The following is a 13118-nucleotide window of genomic DNA, read 5'->3' as shown; positions in this document are numbered from 1 at the left end:
GGCGCATGCACCTCTGCTTACATGAGCAGATGACCGAGGACCTCGAACCCGCCGCCGAGCTCTTCAAGGTGCTGTCCTCCTCCTCCCGGCTGCGCCTGCTCCGGGCCCTCGCCGAGGAGACGTCGACGGTCGGGCGGCTGGCCGAGGTGACCGGGCTCTCGCAGCCGCTGGTCTCGCAGCACCTGCGGATGCTCCGCACCGCCGGGCTGGTCGCGGTCGAGCGCGTGGGCCGCGAGGCGCACTACTCCGTCGCCGACACCCACGTCACGCACATCGTCGACGACGCTGTCCGGCACGCCCTGGAGGGGTGACCTCCGTCCCTGTCGGGAACGATGATCGCTCTCGATTAGGCGCATCCATTGCAATGCGTTTATGGATCTGGTCGACTGGAGCCCGTCGCGTCCGCGGCCCCCGCATCCGGAAAGGCAGCACCATGAGCACCACCGATCTCCACGCCGAGCACCCCGTCACCGAGCACGAGCACGGCGAGGGCTGCGGCCACCCGGCCGTGCAGCACGAGGACCACGTCGACTACGTCCACGGCACGCACCACCACGCCCTGCACGGCGACCACTACGACGAGCACGAGTCGGAGGCCGAGCACTCGACCGCCGACCACGAGCACGGCGACGCCTGCGGCCACGAGACCGTGCAGCACGACGACCACGTGGACTTCGTCCACGACGGCCACAAGCACGCCGCTCACGCCGGCCACTACGACGAGCACTGAGGCCGTGCGCGACGGGAGGGCTCGCACCCTCCCGTCGGCGCTCAGCCCTGACGGGCCTTGAAGCGCGGGTTCAGCTTGTTGATCACGAAGACGCGGCCCCGGCGGCGGACCACCTGCGAGCCGGGCTGCGCCTTCATCGACCTGAGGGAGTTGCGGACCTTCACGGATGCTCCTGTCGTTAATGAGAACTGTTATCGATAGAGTAGCGGTCCATGGAGCCCCACCACCCCGCACCCCCCGTCCTCGCCGTCACCCTCGTCAGCGCGACCGACCCCCGGGACGCCGGGCGGACCGCCGCGCTCCTCGCCGGCAGGCCCGAGTCCCGGATCGCCTTCAAGGTCGATCCGCCCAGCGCCGACGGTCCCGCTCTCGCCGAGGAGCTCCACCGGCGCCTCGCGGCCGACGCCGACGACGGCCACCGCGGTCACACGGTCGTCGCCCTCGATGGCCAGGCCGACCCGCTCGAGATCGGACTCGTGCTCGAGCACCTCTGCGCGCAGCGGCATCCCGCCGACACCCGCATCGCGATCCTCGACGTGGTCGCCGTGACGTCGACGGAGGAGATCCTGCGCGTGCTCTGCGGCGGCGCGGGCCCCTCCTTCGACTCGGCGGAGCGCCTCGCCGCCCGCCTGGAGTTCTCGAGCCTCATCGCCCTCGCCGAGCCCCTCTCCGAGAGCGACCCCGAGCGGACCGCACTCGTCCGCGACCTCCTGCGAGCACTCGCCCCCACCGCCGATCTCCTCCCCGCCGGTGAGCTCCCGGCGGCGCCACGGAGGCTCCACCCCCGGCGCGCGCACGCGATCGCCTCCTCGATGGGCTGGCAGTGCGCCCTCAACGGGACCTCGCGGCGCCGCGCCTCGGGCACGACCGTCGAGGAGTTCGTGTTCCGCGATCCGCTGCCCTTCCACCCCGGCCGCCTGAGCACGGCGGTCCACGGGGAGCTGGTGGCGGAGAAGGTGGGCCGCATCCTCCGCTCCCGCGGCCTGGTGCGCCTGGCGACGCGCGCCGACCGGGTCGGCTCGTGGTCGGTCGCCGGCGACGTGCTGACGCTGGACCCGACCAGCCTGCTCAGCTGGGACGAGGACGCGCCTCTCGGCCAGGAGCTCGCCTTCTTCGGGACGGGCCTGGACACCGGGAGGCTGACCGCCGTCCTGCAGAGCTGCCTGCTCACCCCCGAGGAGCTGCTGGCCGGCCCCGCCGCCTGGGCGGAGTACGCGGACCCCTTCCCGCGCTGGGTGGACGACCACCGGCACTGAGCCGGGCGTCCTCCGCCGCGCGGGACTCGACGTGCGCGACCCGCCAAGGACACCATTCGGCGAATGGTCCTCCGAACGCGCCATCGGACTTCTGGAACCCGCCCGATCATTGATGACCTCCGATAACCCTGCAATTGTGACTGGTGTCAAAGATGACGTTGAGAGAAGGAGATGTTCTTGCCAGGCACCAGAAGATCGGTTCGAGCGCTGCTCATGGGCACCGTACTTGCTTTCACTTCATTGGTCGCGACACCTGCGACGGCCAATCCGGGAGTCGTCACAGCGACCCGAACAGCAGAATCGACAATGCAATCTTTCGGCTTGCTCACGCCTATCGCCGCCTCCAGTGAACGCGCCGCTCGACTAAGCTCCGAATCAGAGCACCTGGAGCCGAGCGGCTCCCTCTCGACGAAGTCCGGCCTCACGGTCGAATACAGGAACCACAGCGTCGGCATCACTCCAGGAACCGCTGTCCGATCGGCGAGCGTCGGGCCTTCAGGCGCGCTCGTCTACAACATGAGCGACTCCTACGATTACGCGTTCACAGGGGCAGGCCATGTTCTCAATGCGGGCTTTGCTCTCATCAAGGACCAGGCAGCACCATCTGATTACAGATTCGACGTGACCGTGGATGGAGAACCCGCCATCCTTGAGTTCATCGACCACTCGGTTGCGGTGAAGGATTCACACGGACGGACCGTCAACTTCATAAATCCGGCCTGGGCCTCAGATTCCACCGGCGCTCCTGTCAGGACCAGTTTCTCGATCGACGGCGGCACGCTGGTGCAGAGAGTGCATCACACGGGCGCATCCTATCCCGTGGTCGCCGACCCCAGCCTCGCCTGTGACATCGCATTCTGTACAATCATGCTCAACAGAACCGAGACGAAAACCGCGTCGCAATCTACCGCAGCAGCGGCAGGATTACTGTGCGGATCAATGACGGCCGCATTCGCCCCCTCGGAGCGGTGTGCGGCGCTTACGACGCCGTATTCCACGTCGCCGCTGTTCAAGCGAACAACTCTGGCCAGTGCCTCGGCGCACGCTACCTCACTATAGGTGGCTCTCTGCACCCGGTCATCCAGCGCTGTTAGAGCGCGCGAAGAACAGCGAAGGAGGTTCAATGGCCTCTGATCACGATCTCAGTCGGGCGATGCGCCGAGAATTGCGCAATCCCATCCTTGGAGGATTGGCGCTTCTGCTGTTCGGCGGTACAGCGGTTCTATTGCTTCTGTTCTGGTTCACCGATGCACGCGCCGTTCTCACGCCCTTCGTCGGGCCTGGAACGGGACTGGTCCTCACTGCTTTTACCGTGGAGGTAGCTCGACGCGCTAGGAGGCGCATGCGCGCGGAGGAGCGGGAGAGCTGACCTCGGAGCCTCGATCGACGGAGATTCTCGTCGCGCCATTGAGCGGCGAAAATCTCCGTCGCCGGTGGAGGACATTCCGTGTCTGACCAGCCCGGCCGGTATACGCCAACCGGAGTCGAACGATCGGACTATCCAATTCGGGATGCAACCGACATCTACGGCAAACGAAGAGTGATCGACGGAGGGGACGCAGCGCGGCCGTCCACCGTGCGGAGACGACGGGCGACCGCAGCGCCGACGGGCTCCGGGACGCACGGAGCCGACCGTGCGCCGGGAGTGTGACGCGCGGAGGCTCCCTCCGGGCGGCGGGTGAGTAGGCTGACCGGACAGCACGTGCTCCGGGGTCGGTGGGAATTCCGAACCGGCGGTCACAGTCCGCGAGCCGCAGCCCCTCGAGAGGGGCGGCGGTTGACCTGGTGGAACTCCAGGACCGACGGTGAAAGTCCGGAGGAGAGGCAGCACGAGCGTCGCGCATCACCGCGCGATGCTGAGCGACGGTGCCCGCGCACCGTCGATCGAGACCCCGGAGTTCGGCGACGAACGGAAGAACCGGGAATGACGATCGACTACGAGCACGCGATGCGCCGGGCGCTGGCGCTCGCCGAGCGCGGGCCCGCCCGCGGACCCAACCCGCGCGTGGGCTGCGTGATCCTCGCGCCCGACGGCACCGTCCTCGGCGAGGGCTGGCACCACGGAGCCGGCACCGCGCACGCCGAGGTCGACGCCCTGTCGCACGTCGCGGCGGGCGCCGCCGAGGGAGCGACGGCCGTCGTCTCGCTCGAGCCGTGCGACCACACAGGGCGCACGGGTCCCTGCAGCCGCGCCCTGATCGAGGCGGGCGTCTCCCGCGTCGTCTACGCCGTGCCGGACCCGGGCCAGCGCTCGGCCGGCGGCGGTCGCACCCTCCGCGAGGCCGGCGTCGAGGTGATCGAGGGCGTGCTCGCCGAGGAGGGAGAGCAGTTCCTCCACCCGTGGCTCACCGCGACCCGCCTGCACCGCCCCTTCGTCACGCTCAAGTGGGCCTCGACCCTCGACGGCCGCACCGCGGCGGCGGACGGCAGCAGCCGCTGGATCACCGGAGCGGCGGCCCGGCAGCGCGTGCACGAGCAGCGTGCCGCGCACGACGCGATCCTCGTCGGCACCGGGACCGTCCTCGCCGACGATCCCGCGCTCACCGCCCGCGGCGACGGAGGCGAGCTCCTCGCCCACCAGCCGGTGCCCGTCGTCGTCGGCACGCGCCCCGTGCCGCCGGGCGCCCGCCTGCACGAGCACCCCCGCGCCGTCGTGGTCGAGCGCACCCGCGACCTCGCCGCGGTCCTCGCGCACCTCTACTCCGCCGAGATCCGCAGCGTCTACGTCGAGGCCGGACCGACCCTCGCCTCCGCGCTCGTCGCCGCCGGACTGGTCGACGAGTACCTCGTGTTCCTCGCGCCCGCGCTCCTCGGCGGCCCCCGCCTCGCGCTCGGCGACCTCGGCGTGGAGAGCATCGGCGGGGCCCGGCGCCTCTCCCTCCGCTCGGTCGAGATCCTCGGCGACGACCTCCTCGTGACCGCGCGCCCCGACGTCCTCCCCGCGGGCGGTGCCGGCACCCCGGCCCGCCTCCCCCACGCCCTGCAGATGGAGACCCACTGATGTTCACCGGAATCATCGAGGAGAAGGGCGTCGTGACCGCCGTCGAGGCGGGCGCCGACGCGATCCGCCTCAGCATCCGCGGGCCCCTCGCCGTCGAGGGCGTGCGGCACGGCGACTCGATCGCGGTCTCGGGCGTCTGCCTCACCGTGGTCGAGCACACCGACCAGGGCTTCACCGCCGACGTCATGGCGCAGACCCTGCGGATGTCGACCCTCGACACCGTGGGCGTCGGCGACCCCGTGAACCTCGAGCGCGCCGCGCTGGTCGGCGACCGGCTCGGCGGCCACATCGTCCAGGGCCACATCGACGGCACGGCGACGCTGCTCGCGATCGCACCGGGCGAGGCCTGGCGGGTGCTGCGGTTCTCGCTGCCGGCGGAGATCGCTCCGCTCGTCGTCGACAAGGGCTCGATCGCGGTCGACGGCGTCTCGCTGACCGTCTCGGCGATCAGCCCCGCCGCCGAGCCGGAGCAGTGGTTCGAGGTCTCGCTGATCCCCGAGACGCTCGCCGTCACCACGCTGGGCGCGCGCGCGATCGGCGATCAGGTCAACATCGAGACCGACGTCCTGGCCCGCCACGTCGAGCGGATGCTCGCGCTGCGCTCGATCGCGGAGGCCCGCTCATGAGCCTCGCCACCATCCCCGAGGCCGTCGAGGCGCTGCGCGCCGGGCGCCCGATCATCGTCGCGGACGACGAGGGCCGCGAGAACGAGGGCGACGTCATCGTCTCGGCCCAGCTCGCCAGCCAGGAGACGATCGCCTGGATGGTCCGCCACTCCTCCGGGTTCATCTGCGCGCCGATGACCAACGAGATCGCCGACCGCCTCGCCCTGCCGCTGATGGTCGTCGAGAACGAGGACCCGCGCGGCACCGCCTACACGCTGTCCGTCGACGCGGCCGACCGGCTCTCCACCGGCATCAGCGCCTCCGACCGCGCGCACACCCTCCGCGTGCTGGCCGACCCCGAGGCGACCCCCTCCCGCCTGAACCGCCCCGGCCACATCCTGCCGCTGCGCGCCGTCGACGGCGGCGTGCGCGAGCGCGACGGGCACACGGAGGCGGCCGTCGACCTGATGAAGCTCGCCGGCCTGTACCCCGTGGGCGCGATCTCCGAGATCGTCGCCGAGGACGGCGAGATGATGCGGCTGCCCGGCCTGATCGCCCTCGGCGAGCGCGAGGGCGTGCCGGTGACCACGGTCGCGGCCCTCATCGCGTACCTGCAGGAGTTCCACTGCGACGCGGAGGTGCCCGTCACGGTCGCGGTTCCGGAGAGCGCGCGGGTGAGCTTCGAGGTCGAGACCACGGTGCCGACCACCCACGGCCCGTTCCGGATCCGCGCCTACCGCGACCGGCAGACCGGAGCGGATCACGTCGCGATCCTCGCGGGAGAGGTCGCCGCGGGGCGGCCCGCCCTGGTGCGCGTGCACTCCGAGTGCCTGACCGGCGAGGCGTTCGGCTCGCTGAAGTGCGAGTGCGGGCCCCAGCTCGACGCCGCCCTCGACACGATCCAGCGGGACGGCGGCGTCGTCGTCTACCTCCGCGGTCACGAGGGCCGGGGCATCGGCCTGATCAACAAGCTGCGCGCCTACCGCCTGCAGGAGGACGGACTCGACACCCTCGACGCGAACCTCGCCCTCGGGCTCCCCGCCGACGCGCGGGACTACGGAGCGGCGGTCGGGATCCTCGAGGACCTCGGCCTCACCGAGGTGCGCCTGCTCACCAACAACCCCGAGAAGGTCCGCCAGCTCACCGACCGCGGCATCGTCGTCGCCGAGCGCGTGCCGCTCGTCGTCGGAGTCGGCGCCTTCAACGAGGGCTACCTCGAGACCAAGCGCGACCGCATGGGCCACACCCTCGACAGCGTCCTCGACCACGACCCCCTCGACGCCGGGATCTCCGGCCTCGCCCTCGACGCCGGGATCGCCGGCGCCACCACGAAGGAGTAGCAATGGCCGGTAGCGGCGCCCCCACCACCTCCCCTCTCGACGGCGCAGGACTGCGCGTCGTCGTCATCGCGGGGACCTGGCACGAGCAGATCAGCGACGGTCTGATCGCCGGAGCGGGCCGAGCCCTCGACGAGGCCGGAGCGTCCTGGTCGCTCGTGCGCGTGCCCGGCTCGTTCGAGCTGCCCGTCGCCTCGAAGGCGGCCCTGGAGGCGGGGGCCGACGCGGTCGTCGCCCTCGGCGTGATCATCCGCGGCGGCACCCCGCACTTCGAGTACGTCTCGGACGCCGCCACCTCCGGGCTCACCACCGTCTCGATCCTGACCGGCAAGCCGGTCGGCTTCGGCGTGCTCACCCTCGACACCGAGCAGCAGGGCATCGATCGCGCGGGCCTTCCCGGCTCGAAGGAGGACAAGGGGCGCGAGGCGGCCGAGGCGGCGGTCTCGACCGCTCTGCTCCTCCGCTCGCTGCGCAGCTGAACCACTGCGGGCGGCCCCCGTCCTGGGGCCGCCCGCACACGAACCTGGGAGAACACGGAGTAAAGTGGACGGGTCGTCACGAGCGACCCCTCTCTCCTCCCCCTCGCCTCAGCGGCCCGCGACGCCCGATCGACGCCCCGCCCCGCCGGCTCGGGGGGAGCCGCCGTCCACACGGAGCCCCTCCCTCATGTCTTCTCCCGCCGTCTCCGACGCGCCAGCAGCCGCCCCGCAGAACTCCCGCGGCCGCGTCATCCTCGCCAGCCTCATCGGCACCTCGATCGAGTTCTACGACTTCTACGCCTACGCGACCGCCGCCGTCCTGGTCTTCCCGTCGCTCTTCTTCGTCAACGAGGACCCGGCCACGGCCCTCCTCGCCTCCTTCGCCGTCTTCGGCGTCGCGTTCATCGCGCGCCCGATCGGCTCGATCATCTTCGGCCACTTCGGCGACCGCGTCGGCCGCAAGGGCACCCTCGTCGCCTCGCTGCTCACCATGGGCGTCGCGACCTTCCTGATCGGCTGCCTGCCCACCGCGCTCACGCCCGGCTGGGAGTTCCTCGCTCCGTTCCTGCTCGTCGTGATGCGCTTCTGCCAGGGCCTCGGCCTCGGCGGCGAGTGGTCCGGAGCCGCGCTGCTCGCGACCGAGAACGCACCGGCCGGCAAGCGCGCCATCTACGGCACCTTCCCGCAGCTGGGCGCACCGATCGGCTTCATCGTCGCCAACGTCCTGTTCCTGGTGCTCGCGAGCACGATGAGCGACGAGACGTTCGCGGCCTGGGGCTGGCGCGTGCCGTTCCTGGCGAGCGCCGTGCTCGTGATCATCGGGCTCTACGTGCGGTTCAAGCTCGTCGAGACGCCCGCGTTCCAGAAGGTCGTCGAGAAGGGCGAGGTCGCCAAGCTGCCCCTCGCCCGCGTCTTCGTCACCAGCTGGCGCCCGCTCATCCTGGGCACCTTCATCATGCTGGCGACCTACGTGCTCTTCTACCTGATGACGACGTTCACGCTGACCTACGGCACCTCGCCCGTCGACGGCGCGGTTCCGGGCCTCGGCTACACGCGCAACGACTTCCTCGTCATGCTGATCGTCGGCGTCGTGTTCTTCGGGATCTTCACGCTCGTCTCCGGCCCGCTCGCGGAGCGCTTCGGCCGCCGGCGCACGCTGCTCGTGGTGACCGCGGCGATCCTCGTCTTCGGCCTGCTCTTCGTGCCCCTGTTCAGCGCCGGCTTCGCGGGCGTCATGGCGGTCCTGATCCTCGGCTTCACGCTGATGGGCCTGACCTTCGGCCCGATGGGCGCCGTCCTCCCCGAGCTGTTCCCGACCAACGTCCGCTACACCGGCTCGGCGATGGCGTACAACCTCGCGTCGATCCTCGGAGCGGCCCTCGCGCCGATCATCGCGGTCGCGCTGTGGAGGGCGGCGGGCGGCAGCACCGTGCTGGTCGGCCTCTACCTCAGCGCCGCGGCCGTGCTGACGCTGATCGCGCTCCTGCTCTCCAAGGAGACGAAGAACGCGTCGTACCACGACAACGTCTCGTAGGACTCCCTGCAGAGGACGGCCCGTCGGGATCCCCCCGGCGGGCCGTCCGCGTCTCCGCTGCCTCCCTGAGCACCGGGCCCGCCCTCTGGCGGCCTGCTCGCAGCGACGACGGGGCAGAATGGACGGCGATGAGCACCACCACCTCCCGGCGCGGCGGACGACGACCCTCCCGCGACGACGGACCCCGCGCCTCCTTCTCGCAGCTCGTGCCCTACCTGCTCGAGCACCGCGGCATCCTCTCGGTCGTCGTGGTCCTCAGCCTGTTCGGAGCGGCGGCGAGCCTCGGCCAGCCCCTACTCGTCGGCCAGGTCATCACCCGGGTCCAGTCCGGTCTCGATCTCGGCCCGCTGGTGTGGGCCCTCGTCGGCCTGGTCGTGGCCTCCGGGCTGATCTCGGGCTTCGCGCACTACCTGCTCCAGCGCACCGGCGAGGGGATCGTGCTCTCGAGCCGCCGCCGCCTCGTCGCGCGGCTGCTGCGCCTCCCCATCCGGGAGTTCGACGCGCGCCGCACCGGCGACCTCGTCTCGCGCGTCGGCTCCGACTCCACGCTCCTGCGCGCGGTGCTGACCCAGGGGCTCGTCGACTCGATCGCGGGCTCCCTCGTCTTCGTCGGCGCGATCATCGCGATGGCCGTCATCGACTGGGTGCTGCTGCTGATCATCGTGGCGGTGGTGGCGGTGGCCCTCGGGCTCGCGCTGACCCTCGGCCGCGGCATCCGCACCGCCAGCCGCAAGGCCCAGGAGAAGGTCGGCGATCTGGCCGCGGCCGTCGAGCGCGCCATCAGCGCCGTCCGGACGATCCGTGCCGCCGGAGCCACCGATCGCGAGATCGCGGTCGTCGACCAGCACGCGACGGAGGCGTACCGCCTCGGGATCCGCGTCGCGCACGTCTCGGCCCTCGTGGTGCCGGTGGCGGGGATCGCCATGCAGGTCGCCTTCCTCGCCGTCCTCGGCGTCGGCGGCTACCGCGTCGCGTCCGGCGCGATCGACATCGCCCAGCTGGTCTCGTTCATCCTCTTCCTCTTCATGATGGTGATGCCGCTCGGCAACTTCATCGGCGCCATCACCTCGGTGAACTCGGCGCTGGGCGCCCTCGGCCGCATCCAGGAGATCATCGACCTGCCGATCGAGGGCGACGGCGACGCCTCCGCGGGCGGCCTCGGCGCCGGCGTGGCGGAGGAGGCCATCTCCTTCGAGGACGTGGTGTTCTCCTACGAGGAGGGCGCCGTGCCCGACGCGGCGGCCGTGGCGGACGAGCGCGACCGCACCGTCCTGCGCGGCGTCTCCTTCACCGTGCCGCGCGGCAAGCGCACCGCCCTGGTCGGGCCGTCGGGAGCGGGCAAGAGCACGATCCTCGCCCTCATCGAGCGGTTCTACGACCCGGAGGCCGGCGTCGTCCGACTCGGCGGTGTCGACATCACAGCCATCGACCGCGACGCGCTCCGCGCGCAGATCGGCTACGTCGAGCAGGACGCCCCCGTCCTGGCCGGCACCATCCGCGAGAACCTCGTCCTCGGCCGCCCCGACGCCGACGACGCCGACTGCCTCCGGGTGCTCGAGGCGGTGAACCTGACCGACGTGCTCGAGCGCAACCCGCTCGGCCTGCACGCGCCGGTGGGCGAGAGCGGAGTGATGCTCTCGGGCGGTGAGCGTCAGCGCCTCGCGATCGGCCGCGCGCTCCTGGCGGCCCCGCCGATCCTGCTGCTGGACGAGTCCACGTCGAGCCTCGACGGCCTCAACGAGCAGCGCCTGCGCCTGGCGATCGACGCGGTCGCCGAGAACCGGACCCTGCTGGTGATCGCGCACCGCCTGTCGACGGTGGTCGACTCCGACCGCATCGTCGTGCTGCAGAAGGGCGAGGTCGTGGGAGTCGGCACCCACTCCGAGCTCGTCGAGTCGACGCCGCTCTACCGGGACCTCGCCAAGCACCAGCTGCTCGTCTGACGGACGCCGCAGCGGCGTCTCGAGACCGCCGCCGCCTCATGCCGGTCGACCAGCCGCGCAGCGGCGTCCCGAGACGCCCGCACGTCTCGACCAGGAGCCTGCGCCCGCTCGTCCCTCAGCGCGGCGGCAGCCGCAGGGCCCCGTCGAGCCGGATGGTCTCGCCGTTGATCATGGGGTTCTCGACGATGTGCCGCACCAGGGCCGCGAACTCCTCGGGGCGTCCGAGGCGGGCCGGATGCGGCGTCGCCGAGCCGAGCGCCTCGCGGGCCCTGTCCGGCAGCCCGGCGAGCAGGGGCGTGTCGAACGTGCCCGGTGCGATCGACACCACGCGCACGAGCCGGGCCGCGAGCTCGCGCGCGAGCGGCAGGGTCATCGCCGCCACGGCTCCCTTCGACGCGGCGTAGGCCGCCTGTCCGATCTGCCCCTCGAAGGCGGCGACGGAGGCGGTCGTGACCAGGACTCCCCGCTCCCCGTCGACCGGCTCCCGCTCGGCGATCGACGCCGCGGCGAGGCGCAGCACGTTGAGCGTCCCGGTCGTGTTGATCCGCAGCACCCGGTCGAACTGCTCGAGCGGCAGTGGCCCGTCGCGTCCGAGCAGCCGCCCGGGTGTGGCCACGCCCGCACAGCTCACGGCGACGCGCAGCTCCCCCGCCGCCTCCACGGCGCGCGAGACGGCGTCCGGATCGAGGACGTCCCCGGCGATCAGCTGCACGGAGGCGGGCAGACGCGCGGCCTCCACCGCGTGCGGCAGGTCGAGCACGACCACGTGCGCTCCTGCGGCGTCGAGCGCCGTCGCCGTCGCGGCTCCCAGTCCGGATGCTCCCCCCGCGATCAGCGCGGACGTCCCCTCGAGTCGCACGGTCAGCCCGCCGGAGCGGGGGTGGAGTCGGCGTCGGGCTCGTCGGTCGGCTCGCTGCCGGGCTCCCCCGTCGGATCACTGCTCGGCTCCCCGGACGCGAGCGCCTGCGCCGAGCAGTCGGTCAGGGTGGCGTCGTACGCGTCCCGGGCGCGCTGCGCCGCCAGGCGGACCTCCTCCTCCGCGAGCGGGCTCGCGAGCGGCGGCCGGTCGCTCAGGCCGTAGCGGGCGAGGCAGTCGCTGATCAGGCGGGTCATGCGCGCGCCGCTCTCGGGATCGGCTGTGCCGGTGGGCGCCGGGGCGGCGGTCGCGACGGAGCCGGAGTCGCGGACGGTCCCGTCCGGCACCTCCGCGGCGGGACCGGAGCAGGCGGTGAGGCTCAGTGCGAGCGCGACTCCGACGAGCAGCGCGACGGGCGGGCGGAGCGTCGTGCGCAGGAGCATGGACGACCTCGTTCGTGACGGCTGCGGGCAGGAGTGCGGCCACGGTAGCGCAGTCGATGCTTCCGGCGAGCGCTGGGCGCGCTCTCAGGTCTCAGTGGCACCCCCAACGGGGCACAGGCGCACCTCTCAGGAGGGCTCGGCGAGCGCCCACATCGCGACCGCCGACGCCGCAGCGACGTTGAGCGAGTCGATCCCGTGCCGCATCGGGATCTGGACGGCGACATCGGCGGCGGCGAGCGCTTCGGCGGTGAGACCCTGCCCCTCGGTGCCGAGCACGAGGGCGACGCGCTCCGGAGCGCGGGCGGCGAAGTCCCGCAGGGGCACCGCCTCCGGGGTCAGAGCCATCGCCGCGATCGTGAAGCCCGCTCCGCGCAGGAGCCGCTGCGTCGACGGCCAGTCGCCGACGCGCGTCCAGGGCACCTGGAGGACCGTTCCCATGCTCACGCGGATGGCGCGACGGTAGTACGGATCGGAGCAGCGCGGCGTCACCAGCACGGCATCGGCTCCGATGGCCCCGACGGAGCGGAAGATCGCGCCGACGTTGGTCGGGTCGACCACGTCCTCGAGCACGACGACGCGGCGCGCTCCCGCGAGCAGGCCGGCCGGGTCGGGCAGCACGGGCCGGTCCATCGCCGCGATCAGGCCGCGGTGCAGGGTGTACCCGGTGAGCTCGGCCAGGAGCTCACCCGGGCCCGTGAAGACGGGCACGTCGAAGCGGCCGACCAGGCGCTCGGCCTCGCCGGCCGAACCGCCGAGGGCGAGCACCGAGCGCGGCCGGTGCCCGGCGGCGATCGCGCGCTCGAGCACGAGCGCCGACTCCGCGATGTACAGGCCGTGCGGGCCGCGGGCGTTCTTCAGCGCGACGTCGGTCGCGTGCGCGTAGTCGCGCAGCCGCGGGTCGTCGAGCGCGGTGACCTCGATCCGCTCCACCGGA

Annotated in this window: 15 protein-coding genes and 1 riboswitch; of the genes, 11 read left to right on the top strand and 4 right to left on the bottom strand. The window is 72.0% G+C overall.

Going from position 1 to position 13118, the window contains the following annotated elements; translation table 11 throughout:
* Nucleotides 1-29 precede the first annotated feature (29 nt).
* Together C5C39_RS06315 and C5C39_RS17825 are read left to right on the top strand one after the other, a co-directional pair.
* Entirely contained in the window at nt 30-311 is a 282-nt protein-coding gene (locus tag C5C39_RS06315; RefSeq protein ID WP_104222235.1) for a helix-turn-helix transcriptional regulator, read from the top strand.
* A 122-nt stretch (nt 312-433) separates the two neighbouring features.
* The gene (locus C5C39_RS17825) at nt 434-730 is read left to right on the top strand and encodes a hypothetical protein (protein WP_104222233.1); all 297 of its coding nucleotides are present in this window, start codon (nt 434-436) and stop codon (nt 728-730) included.
* A 41-nt stretch (nt 731-771) separates the two neighbouring features.
* Here the strand turns inward: C5C39_RS17825 and ykgO are convergent, their stop codons facing one another.
* On the bottom strand, nt 772-894 hold the full coding sequence (ykgO, locus tag C5C39_RS06305) for a type B 50S ribosomal protein L36 (RefSeq protein ID WP_104226896.1): 123 nt from the start codon (nt 892-894) through the stop codon (nt 772-774).
* A 48-nt stretch (nt 895-942) separates the two neighbouring features.
* Between ykgO and C5C39_RS06300 the strand changes: the two genes are divergently transcribed.
* The 9 genes from C5C39_RS06300 to C5C39_RS06270 all read left to right on the top strand — a co-directional run bounded on the left by C5C39_RS06300 (nt 943) and on the right by C5C39_RS06270 (nt 10885).
* Complete coding sequence (locus tag C5C39_RS06300) at nt 943-1986, top strand: GTP-binding protein (RefSeq protein ID WP_104352917.1); 1044 nt, start codon at nt 943-945, stop codon at nt 1984-1986.
* Between the two features lie 306 nt (nt 1987-2292).
* Entirely contained in the window at nt 2293-3045 is a 753-nt protein-coding gene (locus C5C39_RS17185) for a hypothetical protein (RefSeq protein ID WP_181136334.1), read from the top strand.
* 64 nt (nt 3046-3109) lie between these two features.
* Entirely contained in the window at nt 3110-3355 is a 246-nt protein-coding gene (locus C5C39_RS17180) for a hypothetical protein (protein ID WP_146078468.1), read from the top strand.
* 331 nt (nt 3356-3686) lie between these two features.
* A riboswitch (FMN riboswitch) is annotated at nt 3687-3819 on the top strand.
* 91 nt (nt 3820-3910) lie between these two features.
* Entirely contained in the window at nt 3911-4987 is a 1077-nt protein-coding gene (ribD, locus tag C5C39_RS06295) for a bifunctional diaminohydroxyphosphoribosylaminopyrimidine deaminase/5-amino-6-(5-phosphoribosylamino)uracil reductase RibD (protein WP_258075784.1), read from the top strand.
* Complete coding sequence (locus tag C5C39_RS06290; protein WP_104268884.1) at nt 4987-5613, top strand: riboflavin synthase; 627 nt, start codon at nt 4987-4989, stop codon at nt 5611-5613. Before ribD ends, C5C39_RS06290 begins: the two co-directional genes overlap by 1 nt.
* Nucleotides 5610-6932, top strand: coding sequence for a GTP cyclohydrolase II (ribA, locus tag C5C39_RS06285; RefSeq protein ID WP_104222225.1), 1323 nt, complete (start codon nt 5610-5612; stop codon nt 6930-6932). Before C5C39_RS06290 ends, ribA begins: the two co-directional genes overlap by 4 nt.
* Nucleotides 6933-6934: 2 nt before the next feature.
* A complete protein-coding gene (gene ribH, locus C5C39_RS06280; RefSeq protein WP_104222223.1) occupies nt 6935-7408 on the top strand; it encodes a 6,7-dimethyl-8-ribityllumazine synthase in 474 nt (157 codons plus the stop codon).
* A gap of 187 nt (nt 7409-7595) precedes the next feature.
* A complete protein-coding gene (locus tag C5C39_RS06275) occupies nt 7596-8942 on the top strand; it encodes an MFS transporter (protein ID WP_104222221.1) in 1347 nt (448 codons plus the stop codon).
* Between the two features lie 128 nt (nt 8943-9070).
* Nucleotides 9071-10885, top strand: a complete 1815-nt coding sequence (locus C5C39_RS06270; protein ID WP_104233721.1) for an ABC transporter ATP-binding protein — start codon at nt 9071-9073, stop codon at nt 10883-10885.
* Nucleotides 10886-11000: 115 nt separating this feature from the next.
* Here the strand turns inward: C5C39_RS06270 and C5C39_RS06265 are convergent, their stop codons facing one another.
* The 3 genes from C5C39_RS06265 to C5C39_RS06255 all read right to left on the bottom strand — a co-directional run bounded on the left by C5C39_RS06265 (nt 11001) and on the right by C5C39_RS06255 (nt 13114).
* Nucleotides 11001-11744: an SDR family NAD(P)-dependent oxidoreductase gene (locus C5C39_RS06265; RefSeq protein ID WP_104352916.1), complete on the bottom strand. Its 744-nt coding sequence runs from the start codon at nt 11742-11744 to the stop codon at nt 11001-11003.
* Between the two features lie 2 nt (nt 11745-11746).
* Nucleotides 11747-12184, bottom strand: a complete 438-nt coding sequence (locus C5C39_RS06260; protein WP_104352915.1) for a hypothetical protein — start codon at nt 12182-12184, stop codon at nt 11747-11749.
* A 126-nt stretch (nt 12185-12310) separates the two neighbouring features.
* Nucleotides 12311-13114 carry an RNA methyltransferase gene (locus C5C39_RS06255; RefSeq protein WP_104352914.1) on the bottom strand — a complete coding sequence of 268 codons (804 nt, stop codon included), beginning with the start codon at nt 13112-13114 and terminating at the stop codon, nt 12311-12313.
* Nucleotides 13115-13118 lie beyond the last annotated feature (4 nt).

Source organism: Rathayibacter sp. AY1F3 (assembly GCF_002931975.1).
In the GTDB taxonomy this organism is placed as follows: domain Bacteria; phylum Actinomycetota; class Actinomycetes; order Actinomycetales; family Microbacteriaceae; genus Rathayibacter.
Note: the sequence above shows the minus strand (reverse complement) of the source record. Positions and strands in the feature narration are given on the sequence as shown.